Origin of the sequence: Bradyrhizobium sp. KB893862 SZCCT0404 (assembly GCF_018130885.1) — a bacterium.
Classification (GTDB): Bacteria; Pseudomonadota; Alphaproteobacteria; order Rhizobiales; family Xanthobacteraceae; genus Bradyrhizobium; species Bradyrhizobium stylosanthis.
The window spans coordinates 1,051,391-1,066,092 of sequence record NZ_JAFCLT010000001.1; the positions used below are offsets into that span (position 1 = coordinate 1,051,391).

General features: G+C 64.6%; 16 protein-coding genes. 11 read left to right on the plus strand and 5 right to left on the minus strand.

Features of this window, described 5'->3' with window-relative positions; genetic code table 11:
* Window positions 1-14 precede the first annotated feature (14 nt).
* The 10 genes from JQ617_RS05300 (at window position 15) to JQ617_RS05345 (ending at window position 10,759) form a co-directional block, all read left to right on the plus strand.
* A complete protein-coding gene (locus JQ617_RS05300; RefSeq protein ID WP_212024919.1) occupies window positions 15-2,423 on the plus strand; it encodes a TonB-dependent receptor family protein in 2,409 nt (802 codons plus the stop codon).
* 29 nt (window positions 2,424-2,452) lie between these two features.
* The gene (locus JQ617_RS05305) at window positions 2,453-3,664 is read left to right on the plus strand and encodes a sialidase family protein (protein ID WP_212024921.1); all 1,212 of its coding nucleotides are present in this window, start codon (window positions 2,453-2,455) and stop codon (window positions 3,662-3,664) included.
* Window positions 3,661-4,158, plus strand: coding sequence for a TlpA family protein disulfide reductase (locus tag JQ617_RS05310; RefSeq protein WP_212024922.1), 498 nt, complete (start codon window positions 3,661-3,663; stop codon window positions 4,156-4,158). Before JQ617_RS05305 ends, JQ617_RS05310 begins: the two co-directional genes overlap by 4 nt.
* A 28-nt stretch (window positions 4,159-4,186) precedes the next feature.
* A complete protein-coding gene (locus tag JQ617_RS05315; protein WP_212024924.1) occupies window positions 4,187-4,708 on the plus strand; it encodes a copper chaperone PCu(A)C in 522 nt (173 codons plus the stop codon).
* The gene (locus JQ617_RS05320; RefSeq protein ID WP_212024926.1) at window positions 4,708-5,130 is read left to right on the plus strand and encodes a hypothetical protein; all 423 of its coding nucleotides are present in this window, start codon (window positions 4,708-4,710) and stop codon (window positions 5,128-5,130) included. The genes JQ617_RS05315 and JQ617_RS05320 overlap by 1 nt, the downstream gene beginning before the upstream one ends.
* Before the next feature lie 14 nt (window positions 5,131-5,144).
* Window positions 5,145-5,663, plus strand: coding sequence for a YcnI family copper-binding membrane protein (locus JQ617_RS05325; RefSeq protein ID WP_212024928.1), 519 nt, complete (start codon window positions 5,145-5,147; stop codon window positions 5,661-5,663).
* Window positions 5,663-7,225, plus strand: a complete 1,563-nt coding sequence (locus JQ617_RS05330) for a copper resistance CopC/CopD family protein (RefSeq protein WP_212024930.1) — start codon at window positions 5,663-5,665, stop codon at window positions 7,223-7,225. Before JQ617_RS05325 ends, JQ617_RS05330 begins: the two co-directional genes overlap by 1 nt.
* Before the next feature lie 152 nt (window positions 7,226-7,377).
* Window positions 7,378-8,697, plus strand: a complete 1,320-nt coding sequence (proS, locus tag JQ617_RS05335; RefSeq protein ID WP_212024932.1) for a proline--tRNA ligase — start codon at window positions 7,378-7,380, stop codon at window positions 8,695-8,697.
* A gap of 72 nt (window positions 8,698-8,769) precedes the next feature.
* A complete protein-coding gene (locus JQ617_RS05340; RefSeq protein ID WP_212024934.1) occupies window positions 8,770-10,050 on the plus strand; it encodes a lipoprotein-releasing ABC transporter permease subunit in 1,281 nt (426 codons plus the stop codon).
* 7 nt (window positions 10,051-10,057) lie between these two features.
* Window positions 10,058-10,759, plus strand: a complete 702-nt coding sequence (locus JQ617_RS05345; protein WP_063683207.1) for an ABC transporter ATP-binding protein — start codon at window positions 10,058-10,060, stop codon at window positions 10,757-10,759.
* A gap of 130 nt (window positions 10,760-10,889) precedes the next feature.
* Here JQ617_RS05345 and JQ617_RS05350 read toward each other — a convergent pair whose 3' ends face one another.
* Window positions 10,890-11,969 (minus strand): quinone oxidoreductase family protein, encoded by a 1,080-nt coding sequence (locus JQ617_RS05350; RefSeq protein WP_212024937.1) that lies wholly within the window; start codon window positions 11,967-11,969, stop codon window positions 10,890-10,892.
* A gap of 109 nt (window positions 11,970-12,078) precedes the next feature.
* Here JQ617_RS05350 and JQ617_RS05355 point away from each other — a divergent pair, with 109 nt between their 5' ends.
* Window positions 12,079-12,852: a helix-turn-helix transcriptional regulator gene (locus JQ617_RS05355; protein WP_212024939.1), complete on the plus strand. Its 774-nt coding sequence runs from the start codon at window positions 12,079-12,081 to the stop codon at window positions 12,850-12,852.
* Here the strand turns inward: JQ617_RS05355 and JQ617_RS05360 are convergent.
* The 4 genes from JQ617_RS05360 to JQ617_RS05375 form a co-directional block, all read right to left on the minus strand.
* Window positions 12,837-13,412: a hypothetical protein gene (locus tag JQ617_RS05360; protein WP_212024941.1), complete on the minus strand. Its 576-nt coding sequence runs from the start codon at window positions 13,410-13,412 to the stop codon at window positions 12,837-12,839. The genes JQ617_RS05355 and JQ617_RS05360 overlap by 16 nt on opposite strands.
* A 190-nt stretch (window positions 13,413-13,602) precedes the next feature.
* Window positions 13,603-13,818, minus strand: a complete 216-nt coding sequence (locus tag JQ617_RS05365) for a hypothetical protein (RefSeq protein WP_249156641.1) — start codon at window positions 13,816-13,818, stop codon at window positions 13,603-13,605.
* Entirely contained in the window at window positions 13,815-14,024 is a 210-nt protein-coding gene (locus JQ617_RS05370; RefSeq protein WP_212024943.1) for a hypothetical protein, read from the minus strand. The genes JQ617_RS05365 and JQ617_RS05370 overlap by 4 nt, the downstream gene beginning before the upstream one ends.
* Before the next feature lie 250 nt (window positions 14,025-14,274).
* A complete protein-coding gene (locus tag JQ617_RS05375; protein ID WP_212024945.1) occupies window positions 14,275-14,523 on the minus strand; it encodes a DUF6894 family protein in 249 nt (82 codons plus the stop codon).
* Window positions 14,524-14,702: the final 179 nt, after the last annotated feature.

A 14,702-nucleotide genomic window follows, 5' to 3' on the forward strand; every position in this document is an offset into this window, starting at 1 on the left:
GTCAGGAATGCCCCATGTTACGTCGTCATGCCCGCCGAGGCGTGAGTGTCGTTGCCGTTCAGGCCGCGCTGCTCGCGCCGTCAGGCGAGGTTTTCGCCCAGAGCGGCAATACCGAGATTCCCGCGGTGACCGTCGAAGCGCGGCAACCCGCCCGTGCCAAACCGATCGCCCGGCCATCGAAACCGCGCTCCGCGACAGTCGGGCGGGCGGCGAGACCTGCTGCGCCGAACGCGGGCACCAATGCACCGACCCAAAACAGGACGGTCGCCGCCGGCGCAGCGCGCGATGGCCTCAATCAGGCGCCGGCCGGGCAGACCGCCACCACCATTGATCGCAGCCAGTTCGACAACCGCCCCGCATTCTCGGTCAGCGATGTCCTGCGGGACAGTCCCGGGATTTCGATCAAGCAGGGCAACGGCCCGCGCGATTTCGGCATCTCGATTCGCGGGTCCAACGCGCGGAACGGCTTTGGCATCCGCAATCTCGTGATCTTCGACGACGGCTTTCCGGTGACGCAGCCGGACGGCTTGTCGCGGAGCGACCTGATCGATCCCCACGCCTATGGCGCGATCGACGTCATCCGCGGTCCCTCGTCGGCGCTCTACGGCAATTACGCGACCGGCGGCGCGCTCAATTTCCGGACGCGGCCGGGCGGCACGATCGACGGCGCCGAATATGGCGTCGATGGCGGCGGCTACGGCTATCTCAACAACTACCTGGCTGCCGGCAAGAAGGTCGGCAATTTCGAGGGCTCGCTGTTCGCGAGCGACACGCGCGGTGACGGCTATATCGGCAACAGCTGGTTCAATACGCAAACCGTCAACTTCCTCGGCACGCTCAAGGCGACGCCGTACGACCGCTTCACGCTCAAGATCATCAACAACGACCTGAGTGCGAGACTGCCGATCCGCCAGTCATTGAACCAGTACTACCAAAATCCTTTCCAGCAGGGCTGCGCGACCGGTGCCACGGCCGCGGCCGGATGCGGTACGGTCACGCTGAACAACAACGGTTTCAACACTGCGGCAGGCACGGACAAGGAAACGGCCGTGCAGGCCGGGCTCGGCCGCAACGACCGACGCACCATCGTCGGCGGCCGCTGGGAGCACGATTTCGACAACACCACCACCTGGCGCAACCAGTTCGTTTTCGACGACAGGAACATCAGCCAGCCGACCGGGACCACCAGCGCGATCGGCGATTTTCCCTCGTACAACTACATGAGCGATCTCACCAAGCGCGGCGAGATCCTCGGGCTGGAGTCGACGACGTTCTTTGGCGCCTTCTACAACACCCTGACGGCATCGAGCGATACGCGGGCCGTGATGCCGGGAGGCAACGCGACGCTCGGCCGGCTTACGAACAATCTCTACAGCGAAACGACGAACTATGGCGTGCGCGCGCGAGAAGAATTGAGGCTGACGCCATCTCTGCTGGCGATTGCGGGCATTGGCTGGGAGCAGACCGTGCTGAAGGGCATCAACACGGGCTACAGCTATTCCGGTCCAACGGGCGTTCTCGATCCTCTGAAGATCACAGCAGCAGACAGGCAATTCCAGAACACAGCGCCCGAACTGGCGTTGCTCTATACGGTCAACAGCGAATGGCTGATCCGGGGACGGGTCGCGACGGGGTACGGCACTCCGCAGGTTTCGAACCTGTTCGTTCTGGCGAACGGGCAGTCGGGCAACAATACCCAGCTCCAGACCCAAAAGAATCTCGGCTACGACCTTGGTTTCGACTGGACCCCGAACAACACGCTGAAGGTCAGCGCCACCGGATTCTACGAATTCTTCCGCGACGAACTGGTGTCGCAGGCAACGCCTGCCAATACACCCAATACAAGTTTCACATTCAACGCCCCGCGATCGGAGCATCGTGGCATTGAGCTTGCGGCCGACTGGAAGTTCTATCCGGGCTGGCGTCTCATGGCGGCGTACACCTATCTCGACGAGGTCTACACCGAGTATGTCGAAAACATCACCAATGGCACGCAGTTCAGCTTCAACCGGGCAGGCAACAAGATTCCCGGCATCTCGCCGAACGAGCTGACGGCCCGGATCGGCTATGACGAGTTCGCGGGGCCGCTGGCGGGCCTCGGTGGATTTGTCGAGCTCCAGTGGAAGGACTCCTTCTACATGGATAACGCAAACCTGCTGAAAGCGCCGGGCTATGAGCTGGTCAATCTGAACGTCCACTACAAGACCGACCTTGTGTCCGACACGTTCAGATCCCTGAACCTGTTCCTCGAAGTCAGAAATGTGTTCGACCGGACCTACGTTGCCTCGGCCAACAACATCGCCAACACGGTGACAGCGGCAGGCCTTCAAAATCCTGCGAGCGTCCTCGCAAACACGACGGGATCGATCTACGCAGGCTCGCCGCGCACTTTCGTTGCAGGTATGAAGGTGGCATTCAAATGATCCGGGCTCTCAAAGGGACCAGGGCGGCCATGATCCGAAGTGGATTGCTTGGGCTTGCTGTCGCAGCGCTCCTGCAGGGGGCGGCATTTGCACAGATGCATGGCCAGCACGCCTCTGAAGCTGCGTGCGAAGAGCCGACGCTGCGCTGTGCGACCAAGGTGACGCCTGCATTTGCGGCGGACGGAACGCTGTGGCTGGTCTGGATGGCAGGCGGGCAGGTCTCGGTTGCGAGCTCGCGGGATGCGGGGCGGAGTTTCTCGGCTCCCGTTCAGGTCACGACGAAGCGGCTGAACCTCGACTGGGGGCCGGATGCCCGGCCGAAGATCGTGGTCGATCGCAAGGGCGGGATCGCACTCGCGTTCTCGATCTTCAGGGACGAGGCCTTCAACGGCCAGGTGCTCACTACGCGCTCGGCCGATGGCGGGAAGAGTTTTGCCGAGCTGAAGCCGATCACCGCCAGCAATGAGAGCCAGCGTTTCGAGGCGCTGGCGCTCGATCAGGATGGAACGGTCTTTGCGGCGTGGCTGGACAAGCGCAATCGCGTTCTCGCGAAGGAAGCGGGACAGAAGTACGAGGGAGCGGGGTTGTTCTTCACCTCGTCCAGCGACGGCGGTACCACCTACGCAGAAGCAAAGCTGGCACGCGAGGGCACCTGTGAATGCTGCCGGTTGGCACTGACATTTGCGGCGCCCGGGCGGCCGGCCGTGATCTTCAGGAATATCTTTGACGGCGGCGTACGCGATCATGCGGTCATGACCTTCGCCGACGTCGCGACTCCAGGTGAAGTCCGCCGGGTCAGCAACGACGACTGGCAGATCAATGCCTGCCCGCATCACGGGCCGAGCCTCACCGTTGCGCCGAACGGGACCTATCACGTCGTCTGGTACACGAACGGAAAGGCGCGGAAGGGACTGTTCTATGCCCACTCGCGCGACGAAGGGCGGACGTTCTCCGCGCCCATGGCGATCGGGCAACCGGGGCGCAATCCGATGCGCCCCTACGTGCTCGCAGGTCCGGCAGGAGCGGTGATGGTCTGGAAGGAGTTCGATGGCGAGAAAACGTCGGTCCGAATGACGATCTCCCGCGACGACGGCGAGACGTGGTCGCCGCCGAAGACGATATCGAGCACGACCGACACGTCCGATCACCCCTTGCTGGTCTCCAATGGCCGAGAGACCTACCTGTCATGGATGACGAAGGCGGATGGCTATCGTCTCACAGCAATCGAGGACCAACCATGAGACGTCGATTTGCCGGGATTCTGGGCCTGATTATCCTGATCGCATCGGTGGCTACGCTCCTGGCCGCGCCGGCGCTCAAACCGTTCGAGCGCGGTACATGGCAAAGCGTGCTCAGGGGGCATGCGGGCCGCCCCACGCTGGTGCATTTCTGGGGCGTGACCTGTGGGCCCTGCAAGGTCGAGCTGCCGGAGCTCGGGCGGTTTGCAAAGGACCATCCCGGGATCGACGTGGTCACGATCAGCGCCGATCTCGTGCCTAACCTGCCGGCCGCGACCCAATCGATGCTCGACAAGGCCGGACTGTCGTCGACCGAGAACTTCATCTTCAGCGACGGCTTCGTCGAGCGGCTGCGGTTCGAGGTCGATCCGGCCTGGCAGGGCGATATTCCCCGGACCATGCTCATCTCGCGGGACGGAACCATCACGACGATCGAAGGCTCGGCCGAGATGGCCGATCTCGAAAAATGGTCGGGCCAACAGCTCGCCACACACTGAAATCCAAACTGCAAACGGGAAGACCAAGATGAAGACAATGTTGAAAGACGTGATGTTTGCGGCGTTCGCCCTCGCGCTTTGCGCAGCACCTGCGGCGGCCGACGACGTCAAGGCCGGCGATCTCGTGATCTCGCAGGCCTGGAGTCGCGCGACTCCGGGCGGCGCCAAGGTCGCGGGCGGCTATCTCACCATCGAGAACAAGGGAACGGTCGCGGACAAGCTGGTCAGCGTCTCCGCCGACATCGCGGGCAAGGCCGAGGTCCACGAGATGGCGATGGACAATGGCGTGATGAAGATGCGTCCGCTCGACAAGGGTCTTGTCATCGATCCCGGCAAGACCGTGAAGCTGGCGCCGGGCGGCAATCATCTGATGCTTCAGGAGCTGAAGGGGTCGTTCAAGGAAGGCGAGAAGGTGCCGGTCACCCTCGAGTTCGAGAAGGCCGGCAAGGTCGCCATCTCCCTCGATGTGCAGGGCCTTGGTGCCCAGGCCCCCGGCGGTGGCGGAATGATGATGAAGAAAATGCCGGATCATTCGGGAATGAAACACTGATGAGCACGATCAATCTCCATATGACCACGCGTCGAGCCATCCTCGGGATTGCTGCGTTGCTGTCGGTTGCCGCAGCGCCGCTGGCGGCGGCGACCGACGACGACAGCTTCTTCACGCATCTGCACACCGAGAAGGCGATGGCCAACGTCACGGTCTCGCCGGGCCGCGCCGGCCCGGTCGAGATCGCGATTCAGCTTGAGACCACGGACGAGACACCGCTCACGGCGAAGGCCGTGTCAGTCACGCTGGTGGACACGCAGTCCGGCAGGAAGCTCGCGCCGGTCGAGGCTTCGCGCGACGGCGAAGACGGCTGGCGCGTGAAGCTCGCGCAATTGACGCCCGGCCGCTGGATGCTCGGTCTTGGAATCTCGATCTCCGAGGCTGACCATGTCAGCATTGAATCGCCGATCCTGATCAAATGATAGGGGGCCCGAACATGTCGAAGCGTTTTTGCTTGATCCTGATCGCCGCATTCGCGGCGTCGCCCGCGGCGGCGCATATCACGCTCGAGACCAAGCAGGCGGCGGTCGGTTCCTACTACAAGGCCGTCTTCGCCGTGCCGCATGGCTGCAAGGGTTCGCCCACGACAAAAATCCGGGTGCAGATTCCGGAAGGCGTCATCGCGGTGAAGCCGATGCCGAAAGCGGGCTGGAGCGTCGACGTCGTCGAGGGAAAATACACCAACGAGTACGACTATCACGGCAACAAGCTATCTTCCGGCGTTAGGGAAGTCGCCTGGTCCGGGGGCAAGCTGCCGGATCACAATTACGATGAGTTCGTCATCAGCAGCTTCCTCACCGACAGCCTGAAGCCGAACACGACCCTGTATTTCCCTGTCGTCCAGGAATGCGAGACTGGCGTCAGCCGCTGGATCGAAATCCCGGCGGAGGGGGCGAAGCACTCGCACGAGGGCAACTCGCCGGCGCCTGGCGTGAAGCTGCTGCCCAAGCCCTGATGCGCCTCTTCGCCGCGCTCGCGACGCTGCTTCTTGCTGTCGGCTTCGCGACCGGCGCCTTTGCGCATGCCGCGCTCGTCGCGGTCGAGCCCGCGAGCGGCAGCATGCTGGCGGCTGCGCCCAAGTCCGTGGAGCTGCGCTTCAACGAGGCGGTGACGCCCGGTGCGGTCCGGTTGATCGACGGAGCGGGCAGGGCCCGGGACGATGCGCGCATCAGCGCATCTGGCGAGACGATCTCGGTCGCCATGCCGCCGGATCTGCCGCAAGGCACGGCCGTCGTGAGTTATCGCGTGATCTCGCAGGACGGTCATCCCGTCGCGGGATCGGTGATTTTTTCGATCGGCATGCCGACGGGGACGCAACCTCCCGCCAATGTGGACCGCGGGTTGAACGCGCTGATCTGGCTGGCGCGGGTCGGTCTCTATCTCGGGCTGTTCGTCGGCATCGGCGGTGTGTTCTTCGCGCGCTGGGTCGCCTGGTCGATGACGGGCCTGACCGTGCCGCGCTTTGCGTTGTTGGTCGGCATTCCCTGCGCGGTTGTTTCGCTTGGCGTGCTGGGTCTCGATCTTCTCGGCCTGCCGCCGGCGGCGCTCGCAACGGTTGCTCCGTGGAAGGTCGCATTCGCAACCAGCGCCGGCCCCGCGTTGCTCGTTGCAGTGGCGGCGATGCTGCTTGCGATGTTGGCGCTGCGCGGCGCGTGGTATGCGCGCGCCTGCGCGATCATCGCATTCATCGGCGTCGGTCTGTCGCTCGCCATGACCGGGCACGCCGCAACGGCACCGCCGGAAGCGTTGACGCGGCCGGCGATTTTCCTTCATGGCCTTGGCGTCGCCTTCTGGATCGGAGCCCTCGCGCCGCTCGCCGCGCTGATGTCGAAGCCGGCAACTGCGGCTCTCCCGGTCGTGAACCGCTTTTCCCGCCTCGCCGTGCTAGCCGTCGGTGTGTTGGCGTTGACCGGTCTTGGCCTCGCCATCGTTCAGCTCGAAAAGCCGTCGGCGCTGGTCGAGACCCGCTACGGGACCATCCTGTCGATCAAGCTCGGTCTGGCCGTCCTGCTGCTGGCGCTGGCCGCACTCAACCGGTTTCGACTGACGCCGGCCCTGGCGGGGAAGGGGAACGCCGCGTCTGCATTGAAGCGTTCGATCGTACTCGAATGCATCATCGCCCTCGGCATCTTCGCCCTCGTTGCCGGCTGGCGTTTCGCGCCGCCGCCGCGGACCATTGTTCCCGAGACGCCGCTCGCGATCCACATCCACACCGACAAGGCGATGTTCCAGGTGCTGGTCTCGCCGGGGAAGGCCGGCGCCAACGACTTCGTGCTGCAGCTCATGACGGGTGAGGCGACGCCCCTTTCGGCCAAGGAGGTGACGCTGACGCTCAGCCTGCCGGAGCGCGGCATCGAGCCGATCGAGCGGGGCGCCTCGCTCGGTCCTGACGGCTACTGGCATGTCGCCAAGGCCGAGCTGCCCTTCGCCGGCCGCTGGCATGTCAGGATCGATGCGCTGGTGACCGATTTCGAGCAGGTCACGCTGGAAGACGATCTCGAGCTGGCGCCCCCTTAGTGGGGGCCTGCACGGTTCAAGTTAAACCTCAAGGCAACGGAAAAATGACAAGGAATTCCGCCGCGTTAGCGGCTTTTCCTCATTCCCGGCCTTGTATTTTCGCTCCCAATCCGGTTTCACTGCAGGCCCTCACTGATTCCTCGAGTATTGCCATGCGGTTGTCGCGATTCTTTCTGCCCATCCTGAAGGAAAATCCGAAAGAGGCGGAGATCGTCTCGCATCGGCTGATGCTGCGCGCCGGCATGATCCGGCAGGAAGCGGCCGGCATCTATGCCTGGCTGCCGCTCGGCTTTCGCGTGCTGAAGAAGATCGAGCAGATCGTGCGCGAGGAGCAGGACCGTTCCGGCGCGCTGGAACTGTTGATGCCGACGCTGCAGCTCGCCGACCTCTGGCGCGAGAGCGGCCGCTACGACGCCTATGGTCCGGAGATGCTGCGCATCGCCGATCGCCACAAGCGCGAGCTGCTGTACGGGCCGACCAACGAGGAAATGATCACCGAGATTTTTCGCGCGTACGTGAAGTCTTACAAGAACCTGCCGCTGAATCTCTATCACATCCAATGGAAATTCCGCGACGAGCAGCGTCCGCGCTTCGGCGTGATGCGCGGCCGCGAGTTCCTGATGAAGGATGCCTATTCCTTCGACCTCAACGAGGCGGCGGCGCGGGTGGCCTACAACAAGATGTTCGTCGCCTATTTGCGCACCTTCGCGCGGATGGGGCTGAAGGCGATCCCGATGCGCGCCGAGACCGGTCCGATCGGCGGTGATCTCAGCCACGAATTCATCGTGCTCGCTGAAACAGGCGAATCCGGCGTGTTCATCAATCGCGACGTGCTGGACCTGCCGGTACCGGGCGAGGACGTCGACTATGACAGCGACCTGACGCCGATCATCAAGCAGTGGACCTCGGTCTACGCCGCGACGGAAGACGTTCATGATGCCGCCCGGTTCGAGCAGGAAGTGCCCGCGGACAAGCGGGTCAACACCCGCGGCATCGAGGTCGGCCAGATCTTCTATTTCGGCACCAAATACTCCGACGCCATGAAGGCCCTGGTCGCGGGCCCCGACGGCGTCGATGTGCCGATCCATGGCGGCTCCTACGGTGTCGGCGTCTCGCGCCTCCTGGGTGCCATCATCGAGGCCTGCCATGACGATGCCGGCATCAAATGGCCGGAGGCGGTGGCCCCGTTCCGCGTCTCGATCCTGAACCTCAAGCAGGGCGATGCGGCGGTCGACGCAGCCTGCGAGCAGCTCTATGCCGAGCTCCAGGCCAAGGGCGTCGACGTGCTCTATGACGACACCGACCAGCGCGCCGGCGCCAAATTCGCCGCCGCCGACCTGATCGGCATCCCCTGGCAGATCATGATCGGGCCGAAGGGGCTCGCCGACGGCAAGGTCGAGATCAAGCGGCGGAGCGACGGCTCCCGCGAGACCATGTCGCCTGCGGACGCGGTCGCCCGGCTGGTCGGCTGAATAGTGTTCATCGCGCGATAGCGGGCCGGTAATCCGGCCACATTTGCCCCCGAATCATGGGATTATCGAGCGATGGATGAAACCATGACCGAAACCAAGCCAACCGCGCCTTTTGCGCCATTCGAGTGGATGCTGTCGGCGCGCTACCTGCGGGCGCGCCGCAAGGAGGGATTCATCTCGGTCATCGCCGGGTTCTCGTTCCTCGGCATCATGCTCGGCGTGGCGACGCTGATCATCGTCATGGCCGTCATGAACGGCTTCCGCAAGGAACTGCTGGACAAGATCCTGGGCCTGAACGGCCACATCCTGGTGCAGCCTTTGGAATCGCCGCTGACCGACTGGAAGGACGTCGCCGACCGCCTCAGCCAGGTAAAAGGCATTCGGCTCGCCGCGCCCGTGGTGGACGGCCAGGCGCTGGCGTCCTCGCCGTGGAACGCCTCCGGCGTCCTGGTGCGCGGCATCCGCTCCGACGATCTCAACAACCTCACCTCGATTGCCAAGAACATCAAGCAGGGCTCGCTCGAGGGCTTTGACGAGGGGCAGGGCGTCGCGATCGGCCGGCGCCTCGCCGACCAGCTGTCGCTGCATGCCGGCGACAGCATCACGCTGGTGGCGCCGAAGGGCGCGGTGACGCCGATGGGCACCACGCCGCGCATCAAACCCTACAAGATCGTCGCCGTGTTCGAGATCGGCATGTCCGAATACGATCTCGGCTTCGTGTTCATGCCGCTCGCGGAGGCGCAGGCCTATTTCAACCGCAGCAACGACGTCACCTCGATCGAGGTGTTCACCACCAATCCCGATCAGATCGTCGCCTTCCGCCAGGCGGTGACGGAGGCGGCGGGCCGGCCGGTGTTCCTGGTCGACTGGCGTCAGCGCAACTCGACCTTCTTCAACGCGCTCCAGGTCGAGCGCAACGTGATGTTCCTGATCCTGACCATGATCGTGCTGGTCGCGGCGCTCAACATCGTCTCCGGCCTGATCATGCTGGTGAAGGACAAGGGCAGCGACATCGCGATCCTGCGCACGATGGGCGCCTCGCAGGGCTCGATCATGCGCATCTTCCTGATCACCGGCGCCTCGATCGGCGTGGTCGGCACGCTGGTCGGCTTCATCGTCGGTCTCGTCATCTGCCTTAACATCGAGTCGATCCGGCAATTTTTGTCCTGGCTGACCTCGACCGAGCTGTTCTCGCCGGAGCTCTACTTCCTGTCGAAGCTGCCCGCCGAGATCGACATCGGCGAGACCACGGCGGTCGTCATCATGGCGCTGACGCTGTCGTTCCTGGCGACGCTGTATCCGTCCTGGCGCGCCGCGCGCCTCGACCCCGTCGAAGCGCTCCGGTACGAGTGAGGGGCTGATGGAGCAGCAGGGGGCTGACGATGTACCGGTCATTTATCTCCACGAGATAAAGCGGCAGTATTTGCAGGGCGAGGTGCCGCTGACGATCCTGGACGGCGCCAAGCTCGCGCTGTGGCCCGGTCAGTCGGTTGCGCTGGTCGCGCCGTCGGGTTCGGGCAAGTCGACGCTGCTGCATATCGCGGGGCTGCTCGAAGCGCCGGATTCCGGCGAGGTCTATGTCAACGGCGCGCCGACCTCGCAGCTGCCCGACATCGAGCGCACCCAGCTGCGCCGCACCGATATCGGCTTCGTCTACCAGTCGCACCGGCTGCTGCCGGAGTTTTCGGCGCTGGAGAACGTCATGATGCCGCAGATGATCCGCGGCCTGAAGAAGTCCGAGAGCGTCAAGCGCGCCAAGGAGATCTTGGGCTATCTCGGCCTCGGCGACCGCATCACCCATCGTCCCGCGGAGCTGTCGGGCGGCGAGCAGCAGCGCGTGGCGATCGCACGCGCGGTGGCGAACGCGCCGCGGGTGCTGTTCGCGGACGAGCCGACCGGCAATCTCGATCCGCACACCGCTGACCACGTGTTCCAGGCCCTGATGCAGCTGGTCAAGGCGACGCAGGTCTCCATGCTGATCGCGACCCACAACATGGAGCTCGCCGGCCGCATGGACCGGCGCGTGTCGCTGGCGAACGGCCAGGTCGTCGAGCTCGAATAATAAAAGTTCGAAAACAACCCCATGCACAGTAGCCGAACACCGGCGGCTACTGGCGGGGTGACGCCTCCCAGCTCTTTGAGATGTCATGCGAACCCGCTGCGACGGCGCATTGCCGCAGCGGGGAGGCAAATTACGGCCTGATCACCGTCAGCTTGAACGGACCGCCGTTGGCCGCGGCATGCGCCACGGCGTCGTTGGCATGGTCGAGATCGAAGGCGGTGGTCTCGTACTCGTCCAGCCGCAGCAGCCCCGAGCGCACGAGCGCGATCAGGCGGGCGGCCGCATCGGGCGGGTACATCCAGACGCCGTGGATGCTGATGCAGTTGCGCATGATCCAGGGGTAGGGCAGCTCGAGGCCGGCGCCGCCGGCCATGCCGACGCCGCCCATCAGCACGACGCGGCCATAGGCCCGCACCGTCATCACCGCCGCGCGCACGACGGTCGGACTGACCGAGGGCGGCATGATGTCGAACACGCAGTCGATCGGCCCCGGTGCTGCGCGCTTCATCGCCTCGCGGTCGTCGTCCTCATTGCCGGTCAGCCTGACCGGCTTCACGCGGCTGCCGAAGCGGCGGACGAGGTCGGCGAGGATCGTCTCGTTGCGGCCCGGCGTCACCACGCAGGCCGCGCCCATCGCCAGCGCGACGGACACCGCCGCGCTGCCGAAATTGCCGGTGGCGCCGCTCACCAGCACGGTCTCGCCGGCTTGCAGGTTGGCGGCGAGGAAGCCGCCATAGGGCACCAGCAGCGTGCCGAGCGCGCACCATTGCGCGGCCTGCTCCGGTGTGATCTCGCCGATGGGTTTGACGTTCTCCGTGGGCACCCGCATCTGCCCGGCAAACGAGCCATGGCGAAAATGCTGCTGCAGGCGCATGCCGCCGGGGCCGGCGGCCGTGAGCCCCTGCAGGGCGATGTCGGGCGCGACGGCGTCGTCGCGCGAGCGCACCGTCGGGTCGCAGAACACCCAGTCGCCGACGGCAAGCTTCGTCGCGTCCGGACCGATCGCGCGGACCCGGCCGATGCCGCCCGGTCCCGGGATGATCGGCAGGTCGAGCGCATAGTTGCGCGTGCCGTCGAAGACCTCGTTCATGTAGGACAGCACGCGCGTGGCGACGACGTCGATGATGACCTCGCCGGTGCCGAGCACCGGTTCGGGGACAGTCTCGATCGCCAGGGGCGAGCCGAAGGATTTGAGCACGGCAGCTTTCATGATGTTCACCTCAGGGATGGGTGAAGCCGATATGCCCCGCCCTTGAACGGACAAGAAGGCCTGGTATTATCCTAGTATTGCAAAATCCCTCCATCGCGGGAGCGACATCATGGCCGATCCACGCCGCGTCGAATTCGGCGACTTCCTGCGGTCCCGCCGGGAGAAGCTGTCGCCGAAGACGGTCGGGCTTCCGGCAGGCCGCCGGCGGCGCACCGCGGGACTGCGCCGCGAGGAGGTGGCGCAACTCGCCGGCATCGGCGTCGACTGGTACATCCGCCTCGAGCAGGGCCGCACCGTCAGCCCGTCGGTGACCACCGTCGACGCGCTGGCCCGCGCGCTGCGCCTCTCGAAGACCGAGCATGCACACCTGAAGGCGCTGGCGCGCGACGGCGACAGGCGCGCGTTCGTGCCGGAGGTCGTACCGCCGTCCATCCGGCGGATGATCGAGAGCCTGAACCAGCCGGCCTACATCACCGGGCGGCGCTGGGACGTGCTGGCCTGGAATGATCCCGCCGAGGAGGTCTTTGCTTTCGGTCAGTTGCCCGAGCAGGATCGCAACACGCTGCTCCTCATGATGACCAACAAGCAGACGCGCAAGCGTTATGGCGCCGGCTGGGCCGACGTTGCCAAGGCCATGGTCGCGATGTTTCGCGCCACCCACGACGTCTGGGCCGGCGATCCCGCCTTCACCGAGCTGCTGACGCGGCTGCGCGAGGGCAGTCCGGAATTTGTCAAATGGTGGGAAGCGCACGAGATCCGCAGCACCATGTCGGGCCGCAAGACCATGAACCATCCGACCCTCGGCGTGCTGCATTTCGAGCACACGAGCTTTCAGGCCAATGACGATCCCGCGCTGAAGCTTGTGATCTACACCCCGGTGTAGGATGTCGCCTCGCCCCGCGATGCCGCTTTGGTCAGCACGAAGCCGGCATGACGACAATTCGACGTGTATGGCGCGCGCGATACCCTTGTAAATTGAGAGTAGCAGGGTACGGTGCTGCGGCTCTGTATTGCGAATTGCGAGGACGTCGTCATGGGGTCTTTGTCTCGCCTGACCGTTGCCTGCTCTTGCATTGCACTGTTGACGTGCGGCCCCGGCGGCATCGCCGTCTCGCAAGCTGCGACATCGGCGAGCAGTTCTCTCACAACGCTTCCCGCCGTCACGGTCGACGCACCGAGCCAGACACAGAGGCGCAGCAAGCCGACCCGGCACCCCGCTGTTGCCCACGGGGCCGTGCCGCGCCGGTCATCGTCGACCAATGAAACGTCGGTGACCGCAATACTGGCGGCGCCGACGTCGGTCGTCACCAAGCTCGCAAAGCTCGAAAGCATCTCTGGCAGTTGTGTCGATGGTTGCCAGACGAGCTTCAGGACCGGCAATGCGCCCTGGCGCGGATGCTCGTCGTCCGGCTGGCCGGCGTTGTCGACAACATGCCGGAACATCTACCATTTCAAGACCTACGCCGAGTGCTCGGGCACTGCACTGTTGCTGGGCTGGCAAAGCCGCGAAATCACCTGGTACTGCACCAGCTTGGCCTTGAAGTAATCCGTCACGCAACGCGCAAGGCCCGACTGTGACGCAAGCCGGAGCGTGTTCACCGATCCTGGCGCCTCCGTTGGCGATCGTCGATGGTCAACCGACGGTCTGCCGTGGCATGATCTCGGAAGACTGGTCGAACAGCGCGATCCGCTTGTCCAGGCGCCATAACTCGATGCGATGGAGCAGCACCAGCGAGGCCGCCTGACGTTTGGCCTCCTCGTCGTCGCCGCAGGCGATGTTGATGCAGCCGAAGACGTGGCCGTCGGGATCGATCTGGAAGGCCCGGTAGTGCTTGATGGTCTGCATCATCGTTCCCCGCGTCGTTGCATGCCCGATCGAGACAGCCAGTCCGTCAGGTTTGAAGCCACTTCGTTCTGGTTCGCGCTCTGCAGCAACGTGTCCCGTGCCGTGCCCGCCGGCAGGCGACGCGCGCGCTCCCGTGCGTTTTCGGCCGCGGCCAGCAGCCGCTCCTGGAGAGAGTTCGTCTGTCGCTTTCGATTGCGCTTTGCGGTCATGGCCTGCTCACGAATGACATTCGCTCGGCCGGACCGCCCGAACACCAAACGCTTGAATTGAAAGGCTTGGGCGAGGCCGGCAATGCGCTGAGCTTCATGGCAACGGCGGGTTCCGGCATTTCCATAGGTTAATGCCGGGCTCGAATTTGCCTGATGCCGACGAGCGGCGTTCGCTATTGCGAGCCGGCGTCCTCGATCCCGCTGCCGCAGCGTGCGGCCCGGCGCTGATGTGCTTGTGGTGCGAGGCCGGCTAGTGCCTCAGCGTCTCGATCTCGAAAGTGAACTTGACCTGCATCACGGGGCCGCTGGCGTCCCGGACCTCGATCGCCATGCGGTGTCTGCCGCTCATGGAATCGGGTGCGCATGCGGCGTCTCGCGCCATGTCGGCCAACGATTTGGCGGCCTCGGCCTGGGCCGCGCGGAGACCGGACAGCTCGAGACCTTCCTCGTCGAGGGCCAGCTCCTCTTCGTCGCGAAGATCGAAATAGAAACGTGGCATCTCGGATCTCCAATGCCAGCCGGTCGTCAGCGCTCGCACGACGATGTCTCAGGTGGCGCGCGGTTCGGTAGATTCTGGCGCTCCGCAGCAAGCGGTGAGCGGTCGTCCTTTGGCAAGCGGATTGAGCACTTCGGCGTCAATGCGCGGCGCTGTTCCGCCCGATTGCAGTTGCGCTCCGC

What these genes read in the sequence shown, in the direction of transcription:
- JQ617_RS05300 (WP_212024919.1), top strand. Translation starts at nt 15, where the DNA reads ATGTTACGTCGTCATGCCCGCCGAGGCGTGAGTGTCGTTGCCGTTCAG.
- JQ617_RS05305 (WP_212024921.1), top strand. Translation starts at nt 2,453, where the DNA reads ATGATCCGAAGTGGATTGCTTGGGCTTGCTGTCGCAGCGCTCCTGCAG.
- JQ617_RS05310 (WP_212024922.1), top strand. Translation starts at nt 3,661, where the DNA reads ATGAGACGTCGATTTGCCGGGATTCTGGGCCTGATTATCCTGATCGCA.
- JQ617_RS05315 (WP_212024924.1), top strand. Translation starts at nt 4,187, where the DNA reads ATGAAGACAATGTTGAAAGACGTGATGTTTGCGGCGTTCGCCCTCGCG.
- JQ617_RS05320 (WP_212024926.1), top strand. Translation starts at nt 4,708, where the DNA reads ATGAGCACGATCAATCTCCATATGACCACGCGTCGAGCCATCCTCGGG.
- JQ617_RS05325 (WP_212024928.1), top strand. Translation starts at nt 5,145, where the DNA reads ATGTCGAAGCGTTTTTGCTTGATCCTGATCGCCGCATTCGCGGCGTCG.
- JQ617_RS05330 (WP_212024930.1), top strand. Translation starts at nt 5,663, where the DNA reads ATGCGCCTCTTCGCCGCGCTCGCGACGCTGCTTCTTGCTGTCGGCTTC.
- proS (WP_212024932.1), top strand. Translation starts at nt 7,378, where the DNA reads ATGCGGTTGTCGCGATTCTTTCTGCCCATCCTGAAGGAAAATCCGAAA.
- JQ617_RS05340 (WP_212024934.1), top strand. Translation starts at nt 8,770, where the DNA reads ATGGATGAAACCATGACCGAAACCAAGCCAACCGCGCCTTTTGCGCCA.
- JQ617_RS05345 (WP_063683207.1), top strand. Translation starts at nt 10,058, where the DNA reads ATGGAGCAGCAGGGGGCTGACGATGTACCGGTCATTTATCTCCACGAG.
- JQ617_RS05350 (WP_212024937.1), bottom strand. Translation starts at nt 11,969, where the DNA reads ATGAAAGCTGCCGTGCTCAAATCCTTCGGCTCGCCCCTGGCGATCGAG.
- JQ617_RS05355 (WP_212024939.1), top strand. Translation starts at nt 12,079, where the DNA reads ATGGCCGATCCACGCCGCGTCGAATTCGGCGACTTCCTGCGGTCCCGC.
- JQ617_RS05360 (WP_212024941.1), bottom strand. Translation starts at nt 13,412, where the DNA reads ATGTTCCGGCATGTTGTCGACAACGCCGGCCAGCCGGACGACGAGCAT.
- JQ617_RS05365 (WP_249156641.1), bottom strand. Translation starts at nt 13,818, where the DNA reads ATGATGCAGACCATCAAGCACTACCGGGCCTTCCAGATCGATCCCGAC.
- JQ617_RS05370 (WP_212024943.1), bottom strand. Translation starts at nt 14,024, where the DNA reads ATGACCGCAAAGCGCAATCGAAAGCGACAGACGAACTCTCTCCAGGAG.
- JQ617_RS05375 (WP_212024945.1), bottom strand. Translation starts at nt 14,523, where the DNA reads ATGCCACGTTTCTATTTCGATCTTCGCGACGAAGAGGAGCTGGCCCTC.